The organism is Mycobacterium sp. 360MFTsu5.1, assembly GCF_000383495.1.
In the GTDB taxonomy this organism is placed as follows: domain Bacteria; phylum Actinomycetota; class Actinomycetes; order Mycobacteriales; family Mycobacteriaceae; genus Mycobacterium; species Mycobacterium mucogenicum_B.
Genome location: NZ_KB911467.1, coordinates 306,078 through 326,773, shown reverse-complemented (window position 1 = coordinate 326,773; position 20,696 = coordinate 306,078). Strand labels below are relative to the sequence as shown.

23 protein-coding genes are annotated in these 20,696 nt (G+C 67.7%); 11 read left to right on the top strand and 12 right to left on the bottom strand.

Translation table 11 applies throughout. From position 1 onward, the window contains the following. Positions 1-49: 49 nt before the first annotated feature. The gene (ald, locus tag H289_RS0116535) at positions 50-1,156 is read right to left on the bottom strand and encodes an alanine dehydrogenase (RefSeq protein ID WP_020101920.1); all 1,107 of its coding nucleotides are present in this window, start codon (positions 1,154-1,156) and stop codon (positions 50-52) included. 89 nt (positions 1,157-1,245) lie between these two features. Between ald and aldR the strand changes: the two genes are divergently transcribed. Beyond that, positions 1,246-1,770 (top strand): HTH-type transcriptional regulator AldR, encoded by a 525-nt coding sequence (gene aldR, locus H289_RS0116530; protein ID WP_020101919.1) that lies wholly within the window; start codon positions 1,246-1,248, stop codon positions 1,768-1,770. 14 nt (positions 1,771-1,784) lie between these two features. Here the strand turns inward: aldR and H289_RS0116525 are convergent, their stop codons facing one another. Continuing rightward, positions 1,785-2,345, bottom strand: a complete 561-nt coding sequence (locus H289_RS0116525) for a TetR family transcriptional regulator (RefSeq protein WP_029105334.1) — start codon at positions 2,343-2,345, stop codon at positions 1,785-1,787. 111 nt (positions 2,346-2,456) lie between these two features. Here H289_RS0116525 and H289_RS0116520 point away from each other — a divergent pair, with 111 nt between their 5' ends. Then, the gene (locus H289_RS0116520; RefSeq protein ID WP_020101917.1) at positions 2,457-3,365 is read left to right on the top strand and encodes an SDR family oxidoreductase; all 909 of its coding nucleotides are present in this window, start codon (positions 2,457-2,459) and stop codon (positions 3,363-3,365) included. Here H289_RS0116520 and H289_RS0116515 read toward each other — a convergent pair. Then, positions 3,362-4,264, bottom strand: a complete 903-nt coding sequence (locus tag H289_RS0116515) for an NAD-dependent epimerase/dehydratase family protein (RefSeq protein WP_020101916.1) — start codon at positions 4,262-4,264, stop codon at positions 3,362-3,364. The two genes, H289_RS0116520 and H289_RS0116515, sit on opposite strands and share 4 nt — an antisense overlap. A 35-nt stretch (positions 4,265-4,299) precedes the next feature. Between H289_RS0116515 and dapB the strand changes: the two genes are divergently transcribed. Genes dapB through H289_RS0116500 form a run of 3 tightly spaced genes read left to right on the top strand, consistent with a single transcriptional unit; the run spans position 4,300 to position 5,961 of the window. Beyond that, the gene (gene dapB / locus H289_RS0116510; RefSeq protein ID WP_020101915.1) at positions 4,300-5,034 is read left to right on the top strand and encodes a 4-hydroxy-tetrahydrodipicolinate reductase; all 735 of its coding nucleotides are present in this window, start codon (positions 4,300-4,302) and stop codon (positions 5,032-5,034) included. Positions 5,035-5,044: 10 nt separating this feature from the next. Beyond that, positions 5,045-5,515, top strand: coding sequence for a tetratricopeptide repeat protein (locus H289_RS0116505; protein ID WP_020101914.1), 471 nt, complete (start codon positions 5,045-5,047; stop codon positions 5,513-5,515). Further along, complete coding sequence (locus H289_RS0116500) at positions 5,512-5,961, top strand: flavodoxin family protein (protein ID WP_036420682.1); 450 nt, start codon at positions 5,512-5,514, stop codon at positions 5,959-5,961. The genes H289_RS0116505 and H289_RS0116500 overlap by 4 nt, the downstream gene beginning before the upstream one ends. Before the next feature lie 18 nt (positions 5,962-5,979). Here H289_RS0116500 and H289_RS0116495 read toward each other — a convergent pair whose 3' ends face one another. Next, positions 5,980-6,171: a DNA-directed RNA polymerase subunit alpha C-terminal domain-containing protein gene (locus H289_RS0116495; protein ID WP_020101912.1), complete on the bottom strand. Its 192-nt coding sequence runs from the start codon at positions 6,169-6,171 to the stop codon at positions 5,980-5,982. 202 nt (positions 6,172-6,373) lie between these two features. On the opposite strand from H289_RS0116495, the gene H289_RS0116490 reads away from it, so the two are divergent. Continuing rightward, on the top strand, positions 6,374-6,853 hold the full coding sequence (locus H289_RS0116490) for a hypothetical protein (RefSeq protein ID WP_020101911.1): 480 nt from the start codon (positions 6,374-6,376) through the stop codon (positions 6,851-6,853). Here the strand turns inward: H289_RS0116490 and H289_RS0116485 are convergent. Both H289_RS0116485 and H289_RS0116480 read right to left on the bottom strand, forming a co-directional pair. Continuing rightward, a complete protein-coding gene (locus H289_RS0116485; RefSeq protein ID WP_020101910.1) occupies positions 6,847-7,764 on the bottom strand; it encodes an HpcH/HpaI aldolase/citrate lyase family protein in 918 nt (305 codons plus the stop codon). The genes H289_RS0116490 and H289_RS0116485 overlap by 7 nt on opposite strands. Positions 7,765-7,808: 44 nt before the next feature. Next, a complete protein-coding gene (locus H289_RS0116480; RefSeq protein WP_020101909.1) occupies positions 7,809-8,549 on the bottom strand; it encodes a dienelactone hydrolase family protein in 741 nt (246 codons plus the stop codon). Between the two features lie 73 nt (positions 8,550-8,622). Here H289_RS0116480 and H289_RS0116475 point away from each other — a divergent pair, with 73 nt between their 5' ends. The 3 genes from H289_RS0116475 to H289_RS0116465 all read left to right on the top strand — a co-directional run bounded on the left by H289_RS0116475 (position 8,623) and on the right by H289_RS0116465 (position 10,873). Beyond that, the gene (locus tag H289_RS0116475) at positions 8,623-9,423 is read left to right on the top strand and encodes a thymidylate synthase (RefSeq protein ID WP_020101908.1); all 801 of its coding nucleotides are present in this window, start codon (positions 8,623-8,625) and stop codon (positions 9,421-9,423) included. A 144-nt stretch (positions 9,424-9,567) separates the two neighbouring features. Further along, positions 9,568-10,032 (top strand): dihydrofolate reductase, encoded by a 465-nt coding sequence (locus H289_RS0116470; RefSeq protein WP_020101907.1) that lies wholly within the window; start codon positions 9,568-9,570, stop codon positions 10,030-10,032. Between the two features lie 37 nt (positions 10,033-10,069). Then, positions 10,070-10,873: a transglutaminase-like domain-containing protein gene (locus tag H289_RS0116465; protein ID WP_020101906.1), complete on the top strand. Its 804-nt coding sequence runs from the start codon at positions 10,070-10,072 to the stop codon at positions 10,871-10,873. A 22-nt stretch (positions 10,874-10,895) separates the two neighbouring features. Here the strand turns inward: H289_RS0116465 and H289_RS0116460 are convergent, their stop codons facing one another. Together H289_RS0116460 and H289_RS0116455 are read right to left on the bottom strand one after the other, a co-directional pair. Continuing rightward, complete coding sequence (locus tag H289_RS0116460) at positions 10,896-13,043, bottom strand: DNA gyrase subunit A (RefSeq protein WP_020101905.1); 2,148 nt, start codon at positions 13,041-13,043, stop codon at positions 10,896-10,898. A 12-nt stretch (positions 13,044-13,055) separates the two neighbouring features. Beyond that, a complete protein-coding gene (locus H289_RS0116455) occupies positions 13,056-15,089 on the bottom strand; it encodes a toprim domain-containing protein (RefSeq protein WP_020101904.1) in 2,034 nt (677 codons plus the stop codon). A gap of 140 nt (positions 15,090-15,229) precedes the next feature. Here H289_RS0116455 and H289_RS0116450 point away from each other — a divergent pair, with 140 nt between their 5' ends. After that, entirely contained in the window at positions 15,230-16,426 is a 1,197-nt protein-coding gene (locus H289_RS0116450; protein WP_029105332.1) for a winged helix-turn-helix domain-containing protein, read from the top strand. A gap of 6 nt (positions 16,427-16,432) precedes the next feature. On the opposite strand, the gene H289_RS0116445 is transcribed toward H289_RS0116450, so the two are convergent. The 4 genes from H289_RS0116445 to H289_RS0116430 all read right to left on the bottom strand — a co-directional run bounded on the left by H289_RS0116445 (position 16,433) and on the right by H289_RS0116430 (position 19,816). Beyond that, positions 16,433-16,825 carry a histone-like nucleoid-structuring protein Lsr2 gene (locus H289_RS0116445; protein WP_020101902.1) on the bottom strand — a complete coding sequence of 131 codons (393 nt, stop codon included), beginning with the start codon at positions 16,823-16,825 and terminating at the stop codon, positions 16,433-16,435. Between the two features lie 201 nt (positions 16,826-17,026). Further along, positions 17,027-17,425, bottom strand: a complete 399-nt coding sequence (locus tag H289_RS0116440; RefSeq protein ID WP_029105331.1) for a VOC family protein — start codon at positions 17,423-17,425, stop codon at positions 17,027-17,029. Between the two features lie 22 nt (positions 17,426-17,447). Then, positions 17,448-18,857: an APC family permease gene (locus H289_RS0116435; RefSeq protein ID WP_020101900.1), complete on the bottom strand. Its 1,410-nt coding sequence runs from the start codon at positions 18,855-18,857 to the stop codon at positions 17,448-17,450. A 29-nt stretch (positions 18,858-18,886) separates the two neighbouring features. Further along, the gene (locus H289_RS0116430; RefSeq protein ID WP_231388043.1) at positions 18,887-19,816 is read right to left on the bottom strand and encodes a proline iminopeptidase-family hydrolase; all 930 of its coding nucleotides are present in this window, start codon (positions 19,814-19,816) and stop codon (positions 18,887-18,889) included. Positions 19,817-19,917: 101 nt separating this feature from the next. Here H289_RS0116430 and H289_RS0116425 point away from each other — a divergent pair, with 101 nt between their 5' ends. After that, complete coding sequence (locus tag H289_RS0116425; RefSeq protein WP_020101898.1) at positions 19,918-20,685, top strand: FadR/GntR family transcriptional regulator; 768 nt, start codon at positions 19,918-19,920, stop codon at positions 20,683-20,685. The last annotated feature ends 11 nt before the right edge of the window (positions 20,686-20,696 follow it).

Genomic DNA, 20,696 nt, shown 5'->3' with positions numbered 1-20,696 from the left:
GGCCAGCGCGACGCTGCGCTGACCGGGCGATGGGTATCGGGTTCGGGGGTTACAGGGCGACGCGACCGAGCGGAATGTCGAGGTCCGCGGCGACCTGGCTGCACAGCAGTTCGCCGTCGTGCGTCGACAGGCCCTTGGCCAGTGCGGCGTCATTGTGGCAGGCCGCCTGCCAGCCCTGGTCGGCGAGCTTGAGCACGTACGGCAGGGTCGCGTTGGTCAGTGCGTAGGTCGAGGTGCGCGGCACGGCGCCGGGCATGTTGGCCACGCAGTAGAAGACCGAGTCGTGCACGGTGAAGGTCGGGTCGTCGTGCGTGGTGGGCTTCGAGTCCTCGAAGCAGCCGCCCTGATCGATCGCGATGTCGACCAGCACGGAACCCGACTTCATTTGGGCCACAGTCGAATTGGTGACGAGCTTGGGTGCCTTGGCGCCGGGGACCAGCACCGCGCCGATCACCAGGTCGGCCTGCTTGACAGCGTCTTCCAGGTCCAGGCTCGAGGAGTACCGGGTGTGGATCCGGCCGTTGAACTCGGCGTCGATCCGGCGCAGGGTGTCCAGGTTGACGTCGAAGACGGTGACCTGCGCGCCCATGCCGCTGGCGATCTGTGCCGCGTGGAAGCCCGCGGTGCCACCGCCGATGACGACGACGTTGGCGGGGGCGACGCCGGGCACGCCGCCCATCAGGACGCCGCGGCCGCCGTGGCTGCGCATCAGGTGGTAGGCGCCCACCTGGGCCGACAGCCGGCCTGCCACTTCGCTCATCGGGGCGAGCAGGGGCAGGCGGCCGTCGGCAGTCTGAACGGTTTCGTAGGCGATCGAGGTGGTGCCCGACGCCAGCAGCGCGTCGGTGCAGTCACGCGAGGCGGCCAGATGCAGGTAGGTGAACAGGGTCTGGCCCTTGCGCATGCGGTGGTATTCGGCCGCGATGGGCTCCTTGACCTTCAGGAGCAGGTCGGCCTCGGCCCACACCTGGTCCGCGGTGGTGACGATCTGTGCGCCGGCGGCTTTGAAGTCGTTGTCCGTGATCGCGGATCCTTCGCCGGCCCCGGCCTGGATCAGCACCTCATGGCCGTGCTTGATCAGTTCGGCGACGCCGGCCGGGGTGATGGCCACCCGGTACTCGTTGTTCTTGATTTCGGTCGGGATACCGACGTGCATCTGGGGTTCTCCTCAGGGCGGATCAGGTGGTGCCCTAAGTGTGAATAAACGTCGACAGACCTGCAATATCTGTGACTATAATTCTCGATATGGCGCCTGCTAGTGAACGATCTTCGAATTCGACGGTCCAGGAGGGGGTTCAGCCGAAGGATGTTCAGCCCGTCGAACTCGACGACGTCGACCGGCAGATCGTGACCGCGCTACATGCCGACGCACGCATGCCCAACAGCGCGTTGGCGGAGCTGGTCGGCATCGCCGCATCGACCTGTCACGGCCGGGTCCGCCGGTTACAGCAGCTCGGGGTGATCCGTGGTTTCCATGCCGACATCGATCCGGCAGCCATCGGCCTGGGCCTGCAGGCGATGATCTCGGTGAGCCTGCAGTCAGGGGCCCGGGCGCGCATTCGCGACTTCATCGCCCACATGCGGCGGCTGCCGCAGGTGATGGACGTCTACTTCCTGGCCGGCGCCGACGACTTCATCCTGCACGTCGCCGCGCGCGACACCCCACATCTGCGTGCGTTCGTGGTCGAGCACCTCAACGCCGACGCCGATGTGGCCGGCACCCAGACGTCCCTGATCTTCGAGCACCTGCGCGGCGCATCCCCGCTGTAACCGGTTGCCGCGGTTCAGGATTGCGTCGCGGACTTGAGTTCGGCGAGCGCCTCGCGAATGTGCTCGGCGAGGCTGCGGTCGGCCGGATCGGTGAGCCACTGGTCGAATGCCACCTTGAATACCGCGATACCGGTCTCCGCGACCAGGCCGGCCGCGGGATCGGCGACGCCGCGTCGGCGCAGCGCGTCGGCGATGCTCGTCGCCAGTGACGCGAGCTTGATGAGTTCGCGCTCCTGCAGGCTGGGGTTGGCATTGATCACCGTCTGGCGCCGGCGCGCGTGCGGGCGGCGCTCGGCGAAGAAATCCGACACTGATTCCAGCGCCGCGCTGACGGCGTCGAGTGGCGCGGCGGACGCGGGGGCGTCGTCGATGGCTGCCTCGAGCGCGTCGGCGAGTTCGCGGCCCCGGAACAGCACCTCGCGCTTGTCGGTGAAGTGCCGGAAGAACGTGCGCTCCGTGAGGCCGGCGCGCGCGGCGATCTCGGCGACCGTCGTCTCGTCGAAGCCCTGCTCCAGGTACAGCTCCAGAGCGGCCTGTTCCAGGCGGCCCTGCGCGTTCGGTTCCCATCGGCCCACGGGCGGATTGTAGGCGATGTCAGTGACTGTCACCACGACTGATGACAGTAGCTGACATCAGGTGTACGTTCGGTGATGTCATGGACTGACATCAGTTGAGGAGTTGAAACCATGCGCATATTCGTCACCGGCGCCAGCGGACACATCGGATCGGTCGTCGTCCGCGACCTGCTGGAAGCCGGTCATCAGGTCACCGGACTCGCCAGATCCGACGCCTCAGCCGCCGCCGTCGCCGCCGCGGGGGCGCAGGTGCACCGCGGCAGTCTGGATGACCCGGACGGGCTCGCTGCCGCGGCCGCCGACTCGGACGGCGTCATCCATCTGGCCTTCAAACACGACTTCGCCAATTACGCCGACTCGCTCCAGTTGGACCTGCGCGCCGTCGAGGCCATGGGCGAGGCCCTGGCGGGCTCTGACAAGCCGTTCGTGAACACCTCGGGCACCCTCATGCTGGCCTTCGGTGAGCCGGGCCGGCTCGGCACCGAGGACACCGACGTGAACAGGGACGCGCCGCGGGGCGCATCGGAACGGGCCACGCTCGCGCTGGCCGACCGGGGCGTGCGGTCATCAGTCGTCCGGCTCGCCCCGACGGTGCACGGCGACACCGATCACCACGGCTTCATCCCCAGTCTCATCGAATTCGCCCGTGCGGCAGGACGATCCGGGTATCAGGGTGACGGCTCGAATCGATGGCCGGCAGTGCACACCGTCGACGCCGCGCGGCTCTACCGGCTCGCGGTGGAGTCGGCGCCCGCCGGTTCGGTGTTGCACGGAGCGGCTGAACAGGGCATCGCCTTCCGTGACATCGCGCAGGCGATCGGCGACGGGTTGGGCGTGCCGGTGCAACCGATTCCCGCGGACGAAGCCGCGGCGCAGTTCGGTTTTCTCGCGGGCTTTGCCGCGCTGGACAACCCGACCTCGAGTGCTCGCACGCGGGCCCTGCTCGGCTGGGAGCCCGTACAGCCGACCCTGCTCGAAGACCTCAAGGCCGGTCACTACTTCGCGCCTGCGGGAGGCTAAGCGCCGATCAGCTCCGGGTGGAACTTGGTCACCAGCCGGCGGATGCCGTCGCGCCAGTCGACCGACGTGCCGCCGATCAGCTCGTGCATGCGGGTGGTGTCGGTCGGGCCGCCGCGTAGCGCGTTCGGGTCCTCGGTGAACACCGGCTCGCGGCCGACCAGTTCGCCGATGTAGGTGCACCAGTCCTGCAGGCTGACGGTCTGATCGCCGCACCAGTTCACGGTCGTGGCGGGCACCGATGCTACGTCCAGCAGCTTGGGCAGGGTGGCCAGGATGTCGTCTTCGTGAATCGGGTTGTACTGCGCCGGCCCGCCCGGCGGCACCTGGATCGGGATCCCGGCCAGGATCATCTCCATCTGGTAGTACGGCCAGCCGCCGTTGTCGCCGTAGGGCACGTTGAACCGGGCGATGGTGGCCGGCAGACCCAGCGCGCGGGACATGGTGCGCACGACCGTCTCGCCGGCGATCTTGGAGATCGAGTAGGTGGGGAAGAGGTGCTTGTGGTTGTCGCCCAGCGCCGCCGACTCGGCGCGCGGCTCGTCGCCGGGTGGGTCGTACACCGCGGCCGACGACGTGTGCAGGAACGCCTTGGCCTCGCGACAGTGCGCCATCAGCAGACCCACCGACTCGGCGTTGGCCGCGAGGTCCTTGTCCCACCGGCCGGTCTTGGCCACCGCGAGGTTGACGACATAGTCGAAATCGGTTGGCAGGGCGTCGAAGTCGCCGACCGCCAGGTTGAGCGCCGCGCACTGGACGCCGGCCTGCTCCAGGTGCTGCCGGGCCTGCGGGTTGTTGAACCGGGCGACGCCCCACACCTCGTTGTCGGCCGCCAGGGCGGTGGCGATCGGGGTGGCCACCTGGCCGGTGACTCCGGTGATGAGGATCTTGGCGCCGCGCATGGGGCTGATAGTAGGGGGCCGCTAGGGTTGACCTCATGCGAGTCGGAGTTCTGGGTGCCAAGGGCAAAGTCGGTGCGACCATCGTCGACGGTGTGGAAGCCGCTGACGATCTGACGTTCACCGTCGGCGTCGACGCCGGTGACGAGCTCAGCCTGTTCACCGACAGCGGTACCGAGGTCGTCGTCGACTTCACGCACCCCGACGTGGTGATGAACAACCTGAAGTTCCTCATCGACAACGGCATTCACGCCGTCGTCGGGACCACGGGCTTCACCGCGGAACGCCTCGACCAGGTTCGCGAGTGGGTGGCCGCGAAGCCCGGCGTCGCGGTGCTCATCGCCCCGAACTTCGCGATCGGTGCGGTGCTGTCCATGCACTTCGCCAAGCTGGCCGCCCCGTTCTTCGAGTCGGCCGAGGTCGTCGAGCTGCACCACCCGCAGAAGGCCGACGCCCCGTCGGGCACCGCTACCCGCACCGCTCAGCTGATCGCCGAGGCGCGAAAAGGCTTGCCGCCCAACCCCGATGCCACCAGCACCGGTCTGGAGGGCGCGCGCGGCGCCGACGTCGATGGCATCCCCGTGCACTCGGTGCGGCTGCGCGGTCTGGTGGCGCACCAGGAAGTGCTGTTCGGCACGCAGGGCGAGACGCTGACCATCCGGCACGACAGCATCGACCGCACGTCCTTCGTGCCCGGCGTGCTGCTCGGTGTCCGCGAGGCGGCCAAGTACCCCGGGCTGACCATCGGCATCGAGAAACTGATGGGGCTGTGACGGGCCGGTGATGACGAAACCGAGCTCGCAGGTACTCCGCATTCAACTGGTCGTCGCATTCCTGTGCGTCGCGCTGGTGGTGTACTTCGTGATGCTCGGGCGCTCCGGCGTCATCCTCATGCAGTCGGGGGAGGCCGCGGCGATCGGGCTCGGCATCGGCATCTTCGTGTTGCCGCTGATCGGTCTGTGGGCCATGGTCGCCACGCTGCGCGCCGGTTTCGCGCACCAGCGGCTGGCCCGGCTGGCCCACGAGGAGGGCGTCGAGCTCGACGTCAGTGACCTGCCCAAGCGCCCGTCGGGCCGCATCGAACGCGACGCCGCCGACGCGTTGTTCGAGTCGGTGCGTGACGAGGTGGAGGCCAGCCCCGACGATTGGCGCGGCTGGTACCGGCTGGCGCGGGCCTACGACTACGCGGGGGACCGGACCCGGGCCCGCGAGACCATCCGCAAGGCCGTCCGGCTGGAACAAGCATCGCGATGAAACTCCTTGTCGTGCACCACACTCCGTCTCCGCACTGTCAGGAGATGTTCGAGGCGGTGCTCGCCGGGGCCACAGATCCCGAGATCGAGGGCGTCGACGTCGTGCGCCGTCCGGCGCTCACGCTGTCGGCCGCCGACGTCCTGGAGGCCGACGGCTACCTGCTGGGCTCGCCGGCGAACCTGGGCTATATGTCGGGCGCCTTGAAGCACGCGTTCGACCAGATCTACTACCCGTGCCTCGACGCGACACGTGGCCGGCCGTTCGGTCTGTGGCTGCACGGCAACGAGGGCACTGAAGGCGCCGAGCGGGCCGTCACCTCCATCACCACAGGTCTGGGGTGGGTGAAAGCGGCTGACTACGTGGTTGTTTCGGGCAAGCCCAGCAAGGCCGACGTGGAGGCCTGCTGGAACCTGGGCGCGACGGTCGCGGCGACGTTGATGGGCTGAGTCAGACCGAGGTCTACGTCATTGGCCCGCCGCCCGCACTTCGGCGAGGCTGAGGTAACCGAAGTTGCGCAGCTTCAGGAGTTCGTCGTCGCTGGCCGCCTGCACGTCGGCGAGGCAGCGATAGCCCTCGCGGACCAGCACGCGGGCGGTGCGGGGCGTGAACTGCTCGAATTCGGCAGGGATCGGTGGCAAGTCCTGACCTTCGCTCATTCGGCTACCCCGTCTCGAAACTCAGGCATTGGCGGCGGAACGTGTAGGTCGAGGATGCACGGTCAACTCGGTTTCTGTGCCCAGAACCATTGACCCTGACGTGACGGCGCACCGCACTCGAACAAATGCGCCCTGGATTCAGGATCAAATGTGAAAACGCCGTATGGTGATTGACGTTTGCGTCGATCAGTGAGGAGCCGACATGGGAATCGCGGACCTGGCGCTGGGCGCCGCGCCGTTGGCCGGAGGCGCGCTGCTCGGGGCTGTCGCGGGCAACCTGAAGCCACCGGACGTGCGCGCCGCGATCAAGGCCGACATGGACCTGCTGGACCGCATCCCGGCCGAGCAGACCGAGCGTCGCGCCGAGCTGCAACGCACCATCGACATGCGGATCGACGAGGTGATCGCAGCCGTCGACCGCAGCCGCCAGCTCAAGTCGTCGGCGATCGGCTACGCGTTCAACCGCGAGGGCCGGCTGCGCGACATCCTGGTCTTCATCATGGCGGTGCTGTTCTGCATCATCTGGTGGAACCTCAAGCACTCGCGCACCGGCTGGCTGCCGATGTTCGTCGCGCTGATCGTCTTCACAGCGCTGTCCGGCTGGTACGCGCTGCGCGGCATCGTCCGGGCGTTCTCGTCAGTGCTGCGCCGGAACAAGAAGACCGGGGACGCCGCTCAGTAGTGGTAGGTGTCCGACGGCGCCGACACGTGGTCGGGGTCGTCGCCGAACATCGACGGGTGAATGCCGTACGCCTTCGCCAGATCGAGAATCTTGTTGGCGCGCGCGATACGCGGCAGGTCCGAACCGTTGCGGATTTCGCCGCCGTCGCGCTCGAACTCCGCGAAAAACTCCTGCGCCCAAGCGATCTCGTCGAGTGACGGGGACAGGCCCTCGTTGACCGTCCCGCACTGCTCCGGGGTCAGACAGATCTTGCCGGTCATGCCGAACTCGAGCGACACCGCGGTGGCTTCGCTGAGCTTGCGTGAGCTGGAACCGATGGTGGGGCCGTCGATGGCGCCCGGCAGGTGCGCGGCCTTGGCGGCGATGGTGAACCGCGAGCGGGCGTAGGCCAGCGTCGCCGGGTTGTCGCCGAAGCCGGTGTCGCGGCGGAAGTCGCCGATACCGAACGCCAGCCGGAACGTGCCCTTGGCCGACGCGATCTCGGTGATGCGCTCGAGTCCGCGGGCGGTCTCCACCAGCGCGACGATCGGCACGTTGGGCAGCCGCTTGGCGGTTTCGGTGACATGGTCGACGGACTCGACCATCGCCAGCATGATGCCGCCGACAGAGGTCTTCGACAGCATCTCCAGATCGTCGGCCCACCACGGGGTACCGAAGCCGTTGACGCGCACCCAGTCGGTGTTGCCGTCGCCGAGCCAACGCGCCGCGTTGTCGCGGGCGGAGTCCTTGTCCTTGGGCGCTACCGCGTCCTCGATGTCGATGATGACGATGTCGGCGCTGGAGCGGGTCGCCGGCGAGAAGCGGTCGAACTGCGATCCGTTGACCAGCAGCCAGCTGCGCGCGAGTACCGGGTCCAGTCGGGCTCCGTGCTCGTTGGCATCAGGTTCATAGGTGCTGGTCTGGTCATACACCCGTCAATCGTCCCGCACAGCGGGAGCAGCCCCCGCCCCGGGGGTTACTTCAGCGCCGCGCCGAACACCCGCTGCATCGCATCCCAGTGCCGCTTCGCCGCGGCTTCGTCGTAGGCGCCGGCGTTGTCGGGTACCGCGAAGCCGTGCGCGGCCGGGTAGAACTCGACGGTGTGCTCGACGCCGGCGTCGGTGAGTGCGCGGTCCAGAGTCTCGCCCTGCTCGGCGGTGAAGGACCCGTCATTCTCGGCGGCGCCGACGTAGACGACGGCGCTGATCCGGTCGGCGCGCAGGTGCGGGCTGTCGTCGGTATCGGTGACCAGGCCACCGCCGTGGAACGACATCGCCGCGGCGACGCGGTCGGGCAGCTTGCCGGCGACGACGAACGACGTGCGGCCGCCCATGCAGTAGCCGGTGGTGCCGAAGCTCTCGCCCGCCACATCGGGCCGGGCCGCCAGATAGTCGAAGAAGGCGCCGGCGTCGGCGACCATGACGTCCTGCGTGACGTTGCGCATCATCCCGAACAGCCGCGCGCGTTCGCTCTCGTCGGAGAACGCGGTGGCCATGTCGAACGGTGCCCAGCCGGCCTCGCGGTAGTAGATGTCCGGTACCAGCACCACGTAGCCCAGCCCGGCGAGTTGTGCGGCCATGTCGTCGAAGGTCTGCCGGGGGCCGCCCGCGTCGGGGTACATGACGACCGCGGGCCAGGGGCCGGTGCCTTCGGGAGTGGCGACGGTGACGGCACAGCTGCCGTCGGCGGTGGTGATGTTGTCCTTTGCAATTGGCATGGCTTGGTCCTCTTCCCGTCGCTTCGCTCGCCCATTACGTTCTACTCCTCGGCCCAGAACGTAAGCTGGCAGTGTGGCTGTGCCGACTCCCTATGAAGACCTGCTGCGCCTCGTGCTGGAACAGGGCACGCCCAAATCGGATCGCACGGGGACCGGCACCCGGAGCCTTTTCGGCCATCAGCTGCGCTACGACCTGGCCGCGGGTTTCCCGTTGCTGACCACCAAGAAGGTGCACACCAAGTCGGTGATCTACGAACTGCTGTGGTTCCTGCGCGGCGACTCGAACGTGCGGTGGCTGCAGGAGCGCGGCGTCACCATCTGGGACGAATGGGCCTCGGAGACAGGCGAACTCGGGCCGGTGTACGGCGTCCAGTGGCGGTCGTGGCCGACGCCGTCCGGCGAGCATGTCGACCAGATCAGCGCGGCGCTCGAGATGCTGAAGACCAACCCGGACAGCCGGCGCAACATCGTCTCGGCGTGGAACGTCGGCGAGATCGCCCAGATGGCGCTGCCGCCGTGCCACGCGCTGTTCCAGTTCTACGTCGCCGACGGCAAGCTGAGCTGCCAGCTGTACCAGCGCAGCGCTGACCTGTTCCTGGGCGTGCCGTTCAACATCGCCTCCTACGCACTGCTGACCCACATGATGGCCGCGCAGGCGGGCCTCGAGGTCGGTGACTTCGTCTGGACCGGTGGCGACTGCCACATTTACGACAACCACGTCGAGCAGGTGCAGTTGCAGCTGTCCCGCGAGCCCCGGCCGTACCCGGAACTTGTTCTCGCGCCGCGTGATTCGATCTTCGACTACCAGTACGAGGACATCGCGATCGTCAACTACGACCCGCACCCGGCCATCAAGGCGCCCGTTGCGGTCTGACGCCGTGGGGCCCGGAGCTCTGGTGACATGTTCGATCTGGACCGGTCAACTTTCCCTGACCCGTCAAGGAAAGCTGACCGGTTCAATTCGCAAGTGCCACAGGAGAGCCGACACGCCGACTACGACACGCGGAGGAACGGCGCGGTGAAGCTGATCTGGGCCCAGGCCAACGGCGGCGTCATCGGCCGCGACAACGACATTCCGTGGCAGCTGCCCGAGGACATGGCGCATTTCAAAGACCTGACGCTCGGCTCCACCGTGGTGATGGGCCGACTCACCTGGGAGTCGCTGCCGCCGCGGTTCCGGCCGCTGCCCGGCCGCCGCAACGTCGTGGTCAGCCGGGACGCGGGCTATGTCGCCGAGGGTGCCGAGGTCGTGACGGCGTTGCCCGCCCAGGTCGACGGCTGGGTGATGGGCGGGGCGCAGCTGTACGCGCTGGCGCTGCCGTCGGCGACGCTGTGCGAGGTCACCGAGATCGACGTCGACGTGCCGGACGGTGACGCATTCGCGCCGACGTTGGACGACTCGTGGACGGTGACGTCAGGGCAGTGGCAGACCAGCAAGACCGGCCTGCGCTACCGCTTCTCCACCTACCGGCGTCAGCAGTAGCCTGCCGGCCGTCGCTCGTGCTGGCATCATCTGTCGCATGAAGCGACTCGTGAGCGCCGAACTCAACGTCGACGTGACCGAACCGACCACGCTCGAGTTTCAGATCGCGGTAGCCCCGCACCCCGGCGCCACGGTCGTCGAGTCGCTGTCCTTCATGTTGAACGGCAACGCAGTAATTCCCCACGAGGTATCCGGGGCGCATGGAACCCGTATTCATACCTTCGATTCAGCCCCGGGCAACCTGAGCGTCCACTACTCGGCGACGATCGACGGGCGCAGCGACGCGGCTTCGGTCACGGAATACGACAAGACGATGTACCTGCGGCCCAGTCGGTACGCAGAAGCGGACAGGCTCTACGGCTTCGCCGCAGCCGAATTCGGCCAGTATTCAGACGCCGCAACCCTGTTGGAGAAAATCTCCTACTGGGTCGGGTACCGGCTCAACTACGTTCCCGGCTCCAGTGATCCCATCGACGGCGCCGTCGACACCCTGCTGGCCGGCAGGGGGGTCTGCCGGGACTACGCCCACTTGGTCGTAGCGCTACTGCGCGCCGTGAAAGTCCCGGCTCGCCTGGTGGCTGTTTATGCGCCCGGGTGTGTTCCCATGGACTTCCACACCGTCGCCGAGGCGCTCGTCGACGGACAATGGCGTGTCGTCGACGCAACCGGGCTGGCGCCACGACAATCCATGGTGCGCATCGCCACCGGGCGCGATGCCGCTGATATCGCCTTCTTGGACAATCACAACGGTGCCATCAACCTGAACCGCGTCGCGGTCACCGCCGCGACTGATGCCGATCTGCCGATTGACTCGGTCCACGAATTGGTATCGATCACCTGACCGTTCACGTGAACCCCGCGGGTCACGCCTCCGCGGGCGACACGTCCGAACCGGTGCCCTTCACCGACGACTTCGCGCGCTTCTCGGCGCGCACCGCCTTGCCGTTGCGCACGAACCCGGTGGGGGAGACCGCCGCCGACAGCAGCGCGTCCTCGCCCGCCACGAACGGATGGAAACCGACACCGGCGCCGCCGCGGCCCTTGACCGGGATGTCGGCGACTTCGGTTACCTTCCAACCCTTTTCAGAGGTCGACAGGATCGCTTCGCCGTTGCCGCACGAAATTGGTAAGGCCGCGATCACAGCGTCTTCCGGGTCGCCTGCCACCAGCTTCACACCGGCCACGCCGTTGCCAGCCGCGCCCTGCGGATTCACCGCCGCCGGGTCGATGCGCAGAATCTTGCCGCGCCGCGTCACCAGCGCCAGGTGGTAGCCCGGCGTCAGCACACCCGAGCGCAGCAGCCCGGTGATGTCCGGGGCGACCGGGATGTCGCGGGTCTTGGACGGCAGGCCGTTGCCGTTCGTGAACTTGATGCGCCCGTCGGTCCACACCGCCCAGCCCAGCCCGGCGGAGAGCAGGTCGCCGTGGGTGTCGGAGAACACGCCGCGATCGTCAAGGCGCCAGTTGGCGTTGACCTTCTTCTCCCGCGGGCCGTCGTCGTCGGAGCTCGACGCCGTCGGGGTGCCCTCGAAGTCCAGGACCGTCCGGCGGTCGAATTCGGGCCCGGCGAACAGCTTCGCCGTCTCCTTCAGTTCGTTGTCGATCACCACGCGGCGGGCGTCCGGGTTCGACACCAGCTCGGTGAGCTCCGCGAACTCCGCGTCGAGCTTGTCCGCCTCGGCCTGCAGCTCGATGACGTCGAGCTTCGTTAGCCGCCGAAGCTGCAGGGCCAGAACGTAGTTGGCCTGCTCCTCGTCGATGCTGAACCGTTCCTGCAGCCCCCGGCGGGCGTCGTCGACGGTGTCGGAGCCGCGGATGACCGCGACGGCGGCGTCGATGTCCAGGTGGATCTTCATCAAGCCGGCCACCAGATGCCTACGGGCGGTGACCTTCTCGAGCCGGTACTGGCTGCGGTGCAGCACCACCGAGTCGCGCAGGTGCAGGAACGCGCCGATCAGCTCGCGCACCGTCCACCAGCGCGGCACGCGGTCCTCGTCGAGCGCCACCAGGCTGGCGGCGAACGTCGACTCCAGCGGAGTCAGCGCGAGCAGCTGGTCGCGGATGGTCTCGGCGGCGTGCCCGCGTTTGGCGGTGACGACGATGCGCAGCCCGTTCCGGCGGTCGGTGAGGTCGGACATGTCGGCCACACCGGCCAGCTCGCCGGACTCGACGAGCGCCCGAATCCGGTCCTGCACAGTGTTACTCGCGACACCGGGCGGCAGTTCGGTGATGACGACGTTCTTGCCGTCGATCGACAGGGTGCCGCGCACCGTGAGCGCACCGCGGCCGGTGGTGAGGTACTCGCGCAACCCGGCGGTGCCGACCACCGTCGCCCCGCAGCCCCAGTCCGGGCCGGGAATGAGCTTGGCGAGCCGGTCGTCGGTCATGTTCGGGGTCTTCAGCAGCGCGCGACAGGCCGCCATGATCTCGCGCGGATTGTGCGCGGGCACCTTGGTGGCCCAGCCTTCGGCGATGCCGACTGCACCGTTGCAGAGGAGCACCGGCCACTGGGCCGGCAGCATCGTGGGCTCGATCCACTCGCCGTCGAACGTGGGCACCATGGGCACCGCGTGGTCGTCGAGTTCGGCGGTCAGCGCCGCGCCGGGGGCCGACAGCCGCATCTCGGTGTACCGGTCGGCGGCGGGAATGTCACCTTGGATGCGCGGGAAAGCACCCTGTCCGTCAATGACTTTCACGCGCTGGAACTCGGCGGCCATCAGCGCCGCGGCGCCGTACATCGACGCGCCGCCGTGCGGGTGCAGGTTGCCGGTGACGGCCGAACAGACCTTCGAGGACTTCTGCGGCTTGTTGCCGGGCAGCAGTTTCGAGTCGTGCATCTGGTACAGCAGCCGGCGCTGGCCCGGCTTGAGGCCGTCGAACGCCGACGGGATGGCGCGGTCGCTGACGCTGTAGAGCGCGAACGTCAGCTGGTAGTGGTTCCAGTAGTCGTCGGCGCTCTGGTCGAGCACCAGGTCCGGATTCTGTTCGGGAAGGTCCAGTGGGGAGGTCACGATCGCGTCCTTCTAGTCCAGGTCCAGCGCAAGGGTGTCGACGACGGCGGCCACCTCGGCCATCCACGTGCGCCGGCCCTCGGGCGGCCCGCCGAACAGGGTGTGGTGCAACTTCTTCTCGGCGTCGTCGAGGTGCACCCGAATCACGGTGCGCCGCTGCGGATCCAGCACGGTGTTCCAGAAGTCGTCGGCATCCATCTCACCGAGACCCTTGTTGCGCTGGACTTCCACCCGGCGCTTCGAGCGCGCCTTCAACTCGGCGACGGCGGTGTCGCGCTCGGACTCGTCCTGACAGTAGATGCGCTCCTGACCGTCCTTCACCACGAACAGCGGCGGCAGCGTCACGTAGACCATGCCGGCCGCGACGAGCGGGCGGTAGAAGTCCAGGAACATCGAGATCAGGCTCGAGTTGATGTTGCCGCCGTCGGGGTCGGCGTCGGAGGCGAACAGGATCCGGTCGTAGCGGCACTGCTCCGGGTCGCAGTTGTCGCGCACGCCGCAACCCAGGATGCGCTCGATGGAATCGAACTCGTCCTTGACCCGCGCCTTGTTGACGGTGAAGCCATAGACGTTGGGCGGCTTGCCTTTCAGCGGGAAGGCCGCCTGGAACGTCGCGTCGCGGGCCGCCTTGATGGTGCCCAGCGCCGAGTCGCCCTCGCACAGGAACAGTTCGGCGCCCGACCCGCGGCCGGTCTCCCGGCTGGGCAGCAGCTTCGGCGGCAGCGACAGGTTCGTGCCCAGCCCCTTGGCTTTCGACGCTGCGCGGGACCGCGCCTTGGCGCCCTCGGCGCTGCGGCGCGCCCGGGCCGACTCCAGCGCCAGCTGCGTCCACAGCGTCACCGTGTCGGCGTTGGCGGGGTTCGCCGCCCAGACGTTGACACTGCGCGTCACATCGGGGGCCATCGCGACGTTCAGCGAGCGCGACGAGACGGCGGTCTTGGCCTGCGAGTCCCAGCCCACGTCGGGCGCACGGGTGTCGACGGCCAGCGCCGTGACCGCGGCGAAGTCCTGTGGCTCGGGTCCGTCCTCGCCCTTGGCCAGGCCCAGGTCGCGAATGCGGGACGCGCGGTCGGCCAGGGCCTCCGACAGCCCCTTGATGGCGGCGGTCAGGTGCGACCCGCCGCCGGGGGTGCGCACGGTGTTGCAGAACGCGGCCACCGTGGTCGGCTCGGCCGGACCGGCCGTCAGCGACCACCGGAACGGGGTGGGGCCGCGGCCGGTGGTGTATTCACCGCGGCCTTCGACCACCGCGCGCACCGTGGGCACGGGAGTGCCCGCCGACGTGCACATGAGCTCCAGGAGCGCCTCGGTGCCCCACGGGCCGTTGAACGGCTGCAGCAATGCGGGTGGGACGTCCTCGCCGGGCCAGCCCTCGTCGACGACGGTCAGGTGTACGCCGGGGCACATCCGGGCCGCGGCGTGGGCGCGCAGCAGGACCTCACCGATGTCGACGGTGGCGTCCGGCACGACGGCCTGGTCGAACAGGATCCGGACGGTGGTGCCGTGCGCGTCGGGTTTGCGGTTGCCGGTGCCGCGCAGCTTCTGGGTGTCGGCGCGGGTGAACTCGGCGTTCGGGTCGAATTCCTTGCCCTCGAATGTGCCGGGGTAGCCGTGGCCGAAGCTCTGCAGGTAGGTCTTGCCGGCGCGGCGCACGGTGACGTCGGTGCGGGCCGAGATGAACACCGCGGCCGCGGCGCCGATGCCGTTCAGGCCGGCGCCGGTGCTGGTGGCATCGCTGTGGGCGGAGAACTTGCCGCCGGCGCGCGCGGTCCCGAGGGTCTTGACGATGCCGTTCTTGCCGGTCACGGGGTCGGAGTCGATGGGCAGGCCGCGGCCGTCGTCGGCGACGCTCACCGAGCCGTCGGCATGCAGGGTGATGGTGACGGTGGAGCCGCCGTGGCTGGGGTCGGCGACCTCCTCGACCGCGTTGTCCACCAGCTCGCGCAGAGCGGTGTTGAGCACATCCAGGCCCAGGTTGACCGCCGGGCGCAGGCGGGTGTGCTGAACATCGTCGAGTTCGGTGATGTCCGCAGCGTTGTAGCTCACTGCTGGTCCTTTCCGTCAGGGCCGGCCGGGAACGGCCGAAGCCCCAATACAGGGTGTGCCGCAGGAATGGTAGGCGGTTCGGCCGACAACGTTGCAGAACCATGCGCGAGTTTGTCGGTGGCCTGCGCCACGATGTGACTGTGGCAGCACTCACCATGGTCCAGGCCCGTCGCATCGCCGTCGCCGCCCAGGGCCTTCACGAACCCAAGCCGTCCGGGGCGGTAACCCGGGCGCACCTGAAGCGTTTGATGTCCAGAATACAAGTGCTGCAATTGGATTCGGTATCGGTCTGTGTACGGGCGCACTACGCGCCGGTGTTCAGCCGGCTCGGCCCCTACGATCGGGACGCGCTCGACGCGCTGGCGTGGAGCCACAGTGCCCGGTCGCCGCGGCAATTCATCGAGTACTGGGCGCACGAAGCGGCGTTGTTGCCGGTCGACGACTGGCCGCTGCTGCGCTGGCGCATGCGTGAATACACCCACGGCCGCTGGGGCACCGAGATCGTCAAGCGCAACGGCGAGCTGGCCGAGAAGATCGTCGCCGCTGTCGCCGAACTCGGGCCGTCGACCGCCGGACAGATCGAGGCCCACCTCGAGGCCGAACCTCGCGGCGCCAAAGGGCCCTGGTGGGGGCGCAGTGACACCAAGTGGGTCGCCGAGGCGCTGTGGTCGTCGGGCGTGCTCACCACCGCCACCCGGGCCGGCTTCGCGCGGCACTACGACCTGGTCGAGCGGGTGCTGCCGGCGGAGGTGCTGGCCCGGGAGGTCTCCGACGACGAGGCGGTCCGGCAGTTGGTGCTCAAGGCGGCCGGGGCGCTGGGCGTGGGGACCGAGGCCGACATCCGCGACTACTTCCGGCTGGGCGCCCGCCAGGCGAAACCCGCTCTGGCGGCGCTGGTGGCCTCCGGAGAGCTGGAACCCGTCACGATCGACGGGGTTCCGGCCTACCTGCGCGCCGGGCAGAAAGTGCCCCGCACGGACCGGGGCACCGCACTGCTGTGCCCGTTCGACCCGCTGATCTTCTTCCGGCCCCGAGTCGAGCGGCTGTTCGGCTTCCACTACCGGATCGAGATCTACACCCCGGCCCCGAAGCGCCAATTCGGTTACTACGTCTGGCCTTTCCTGCTCGACGGCCAGTTGGTGGGGCGCGTCGACCTGAAACGCACCGCCGACGCCTTGAATGTCGTGGGCGCGTTCGCCGAGGACGGCCAGGACCGCGCGCGGGTGGCCGCGGCCCTGGTGCCGGAACTCAGATCGATGGCGACGTGGCTCGGCGTCGACGACGTGACGGTCGGGGATCGCGGGGATCTGGTGACCGAGTTGCGACGGCGGGTCTAGCGTCGGCTAGTTCGCGGCGTGGTACGCCTCGACGATGTCTGCCTTGATGCGGCCGCGGGCCGCGACGTCGTAGCCGTTCTCCTGTGCCCACTCGCGGATGGCGGCGAGCTGCTCCTTCGAGGACGCGGCCTTCTTGCCGCGGCGGCGCGCCGTGCCGCTCTTGGGGGCCCGAGTGCTCGGCTCGGCAACTTTCTGGGTCCGGGTGCGACGGCCGCCGACGCGGGTCGCGGCGTCCAGATACGGTGCCAGCGCCTTCTCGAACTTCGCCACGTTCGCAGCGGAAAGATCGATCTGGTAATCAACCCCACGTACCGAGAAGTTAATCCGCTCACCCGTGTCGTCGGTGATTTCAGTGCCGTTAATATCGTCAACAAGTTGGACGACAATGCGTTCGGCCACGAATGATCTCCTTTATCGGGGGTGTTCGGCCGGAAGTGTAACGATAAAAAATAAGAAGGGCACTCCGGAGTCTCCATTGCCGGTAGTAGTGTGCCGGTTCACAGCCTTTTAGCGGCAATCCGACTGAATATCGAAAATTCAAATGGGCGGTAATTGCCACGGCCCCAAGATGATTCGCCCCGCGTCCCCATGCGAACCTGATCACTGCGCGTCGTGATGGCACACCGCTTCCAGCATGATGCCGAACGGGTCCAGCCAGAACATGGCGAAGTAGGGCGGCGGATATTGCGGGAACGACTGCGGTGCATGCAGCACCTCGCCGCCGGTTCGCTGCACGAACTCGTGGACGCGCTCGACCGCGGATCGCGTCTTGACCATAAAAGCGAGGTGTTGCAGCCCGGTGCGATGTCGCGAGTGATCACCGGGCGCTGCGGTCGGATAGAAAAACAGGTAGGTGCCAGGTTTGCCGCCGGCCGGGCGAAAGGCGAACTCGTCGTCGGCGGCAATGAAAGGCTCGAAACCTACCAATGGCATGAATTCGTCGTAGTAATTCTTCGCCGCCCCGAGATCGGGCACGTTGATGCCGAGATGGCCGAGCATCATCCGACTCTAATGCCGGGTGCTAACCGGCCACCTCCTGTTGTGGTTCGTCACCGAGCGTCGGCACGCCGCGGCCGCGCAGCTTGTTGACGAGGAACACCACCGCGCCGATGCCCAGCCACACGATGCCGCCGATCTTGGCCAGCGAATCCGCGTTGAACAGCACATAGCCGATGATCAGGAAGCCCAGCGTCGGCACCACGAGGTGCAGCAGATAGTTCCGCGACTTCTTGCGGCCCAGGTAGTACCAGACCACCGATACGTGCAGCAGGCAGAAGGCGAACAGCGCGCCGAAGTTCACCAGTGACGAGATGAGCGCGATCTGGCCGACGAAGAACAGCACGAGGACCACGCTGATCGCGCTGACCAACAGGATCGCGGCGTACGGCACCTTGCGTGAGCTGACATTGGACAGGAAAGCGGGTAGCTGTCGGTCCCGGCTCATCGAGAACAGCAGCCGGCTGGTCGCGGCCTGCGCGGCCATCGCGTTGGCGAATCCCACGGCGAGCACGTTGACGACGAAGAATGCGTTCATCCACCCCGTGCTAGACGCTGCCTCGACCAGTTTGAAGAATGCGTTGCCCGCCTCGTCGTCGCTGAATGATGCCCGGCCGCCGGCCAACAGGCTGGCCAACCACGTCTGGCCGATGAACAGGAACGCCACGATGAACAACGCGCCGACCATGGCTTTGCCGGCCGGATTGCGCGTGCCGGTGGATTCCTCGGCGAGTGTCGAAATGCCGTCGAAGCCAAGGAAACTCAGGACGGCGATCGACAGTGCGGCGGCGATCAGCGGAGCGCTGACGGTGTCCGGATTCCAGATCGGCGTCGTGCTCCAGTGCACATTCGGCAGCGAGTCACCATTGATGGCTCGCACCGCGATGACGACGAAGATCGCGAGGAAGACCAGCTCGAGCACCAGGAAGAGCCGGTTGGCCATCTTCAGCGAGTCGACGCCGAGCAGATTGATGACGGTGTTGACCAGGACGAACACCAGCGCCCACAGCCATCGCGGCGTCCCGGGGAAGAGGCCGATCATCGATTCGGCGGCCAGTACGTACAGCAGCGTCGGGATCAGCAGGTAATCCAGGAGGATCGCCCATCCCGCGAAAAAGCCCGCGCCGGGATGGATTCCGCGGCCGACATACGAGAACACCGATCCGGCGAGCGGGAACGACTTGGCCATCTGCGCATACGCCGTCGCTGTGAACACCATCGCGATCAGGCCGATGAGGTAAACCAGGGGCACCATGCCGCCGGCGCTGTTGTACACGACGCCGAAGATGGTCCAGGGCGCGATCGGCACCATGAACACCAGCCCGTAGACGACGAGGTCGAGGGTCGAGACGGAACGATTGAGTTCCTGTTTGTAGCCGAATGATTCGAGGGCGCGCTGGCCTTCGCCGGTGGCGAGGCGGGTGGTGGTTGCCATGGCAGTCCTATCGGGTCGAGCGGATGGGGTCAGACCAGGGCGTCGGTGGCCAGATCGTGGTTGGCGTCGTGGTTGGCGAGGAACGCGGCGACGAAAGCGCGGAATTCCGTGGGCTTCTCGAGGTGCGAGCAGTGACTGGTGCCGGGGAAGACGTGCCCGACTGCATCGGGGATGTGGTCGAGGAACGGCTGCCAGGAGTCGGGGGTGGCCTCGTCGAACTCGCCGGCGACGACCAGTGTCGGCGCGTTGATCGCGGGCAGCCGGTCGATGATGCTCCATGCGCCCAACGTGCCCATGACGTGAAACTCGTTGGGCCCGTTCATCGTGTGATAGACGGTGGGTTCCGCCTCCATCTGCGCGATGGTGTCGGCGAGATCCTGTGGCATGGGTACGACGCGGCACAGGTGGCGCGCGTAGAACTCGTCGGTCGCGGCCAGGTACTCAGGATCGTCGACCGTCCCCGCGTCCTCATGCCGGGTCAGTGCGGCTTGGATGTCCGGTGGCAATTGCATGCGCAGCTGTGCGCAGCCGGCCATCCAGAGTTCCATCGACGCCGGGGAGTTGCAGATGACGAGCGATGCGAGCCCCGGCGGTCGGCGCACTGCGATCTCCGCGCCCAGCATGCCGCCCCAGGACTGGCCCAGCAGGTGGTACTCGTCGATGCCCAGCGCAGCGCGGACAGTGTGGAATTCCTCGACGAAGAGCGCCGGCGTCCAGAACGCGGCGGGCGCGTCGGGTAGGTGCGTGCTGTTGCCGCAGCCGAGCTGGTCGTAGTGGATCACCGTGCGGCCCGTTTCGGCGGCCAGCTCGGCGATGTTGCGTACGTAGTTGTGTGCCATGCCCGGCCCGCCGTGCAGCACGAACAGCGGAAGTGCTCCCGGCTCCGGCGACGACGGCGTGGTCACCTGGACCCAGGTCTCGTAGTCGCGGAACGGCACATGGTGGCTGGTGGTCGGCATGTCGGCCAGCATGTGTCATTAATGGTCTCATCACAAGACCATTAATCGAGATTTAACAATCCGTGTCGATACTCTGTGTGGCGACAGGAAGGGAGCCGGCGATGACACATCTCCACGGTGTGGATGCCCCCGGCCTACTCAACCGCGAACTCGAATCGTCCACTCGGGTCGACGAGATCACCGACCGGCTGGTGACCGCCATCGCCATCGGCGAATACCTGCCCGATGCCCGGCTGCCCGCCGAACGCGAACTGGCGGCGTCGCTGCGAGTCGGCCGGATGACGGTGCGCGCGGCACTCGCCCGACTGGTGGACCGCGGTCTGGTGGAGACGCGGCGAGGACGTGGCGGTGGCTCGTACGTGTTGCAGCAGTGGCCGGACTCGTCGACGGAAGCGGTGGTCCGCACCCTGCGGATGCGGGTCGACGAGATTCGCGACCGGTGTGACGCGATCTGCCGCGTTCACGGTGCGGTCAGCCGGGCCGCGGCGGAATCCCGCACCGCGGGCGACATCAAAGTGCTGCGGCAGTGCCTCGACGACTACCGCCGGGCCGACAGCGGATTGGCCGCCCAGCAAGCCGACAGCGCCCTGCACCTCGCGATCATGGATGCCGCTCACAACGCCGTCCTCAAACAGGTACTGCTCGACCTGGAAGCATCGGTCAGCATCGGCGCTCCGGCGCACGTGTGGGGCGAGCCGGTGACGATGCGGCAGATGGAACTGCGCGCGCTGGGTGAGCACACGACGCTCGTCGACGCCATTGCCGAAGGCCGCGGCGATGACGCCGAGGAACTGGCGCGCGCTCACGTCGCCATCGATTTCGAGAACATCACGGCGGCGATGCGGCGTGCCGGGATGCTCATCGACTGAACCCGCCGCCC

Excerpts from the sequence above, each read along its gene's own strand:
- ald (WP_020101920.1), bottom strand. The coding sequence starts at position 1,156 with ATGCACGTCGGTATCCCGACCGAAATCAAGAACAACGAGTACCGGGTG.
- aldR (WP_020101919.1), top strand. The coding sequence starts at position 1,246 with ATGGCGCCTGCTAGTGAACGATCTTCGAATTCGACGGTCCAGGAGGGG.
- H289_RS0116520 (WP_020101917.1), top strand. The coding sequence starts at position 2,457 with ATGCGCATATTCGTCACCGGCGCCAGCGGACACATCGGATCGGTCGTC.
- H289_RS0116515 (WP_020101916.1), bottom strand. The coding sequence starts at position 4,264 with ATGCGCGGCGCCAAGATCCTCATCACCGGAGTCACCGGCCAGGTGGCC.
- dapB (WP_020101915.1), top strand. The coding sequence starts at position 4,300 with ATGCGAGTCGGAGTTCTGGGTGCCAAGGGCAAAGTCGGTGCGACCATC.
- H289_RS0116505 (WP_020101914.1), top strand. The coding sequence starts at position 5,045 with ATGACGAAACCGAGCTCGCAGGTACTCCGCATTCAACTGGTCGTCGCA.
- H289_RS0116500 (WP_036420682.1), top strand. The coding sequence starts at position 5,512 with ATGAAACTCCTTGTCGTGCACCACACTCCGTCTCCGCACTGTCAGGAG.
- H289_RS0116495 (WP_020101912.1), bottom strand. The coding sequence starts at position 6,171 with ATGAGCGAAGGTCAGGACTTGCCACCGATCCCTGCCGAATTCGAGCAG.
- H289_RS0116490 (WP_020101911.1), top strand. The coding sequence starts at position 6,374 with ATGGGAATCGCGGACCTGGCGCTGGGCGCCGCGCCGTTGGCCGGAGGC.
- H289_RS0116480 (WP_020101909.1), bottom strand. The coding sequence starts at position 8,549 with ATGCCAATTGCAAAGGACAACATCACCACCGCCGACGGCAGCTGTGCC.
- H289_RS0116465 (WP_020101906.1), top strand. The coding sequence starts at position 10,070 with ATGAAGCGACTCGTGAGCGCCGAACTCAACGTCGACGTGACCGAACCG.
- H289_RS0116440 (WP_029105331.1), bottom strand. The coding sequence starts at position 17,425 with ATGCTCGGCCATCTCGGCATCAACGTGCCCGATCTCGGGGCGGCGAAG.
- H289_RS0116435 (WP_020101900.1), bottom strand. The coding sequence starts at position 18,857 with ATGGCAACCACCACCCGCCTCGCCACCGGCGAAGGCCAGCGCGCCCTC.
- H289_RS0116430 (WP_231388043.1), bottom strand. The coding sequence starts at position 19,816 with ATGCCGACCACCAGCCACCATGTGCCGTTCCGCGACTACGAGACCTGG.
- H289_RS0116425 (WP_020101898.1), top strand. The coding sequence starts at position 19,918 with ATGACACATCTCCACGGTGTGGATGCCCCCGGCCTACTCAACCGCGAA.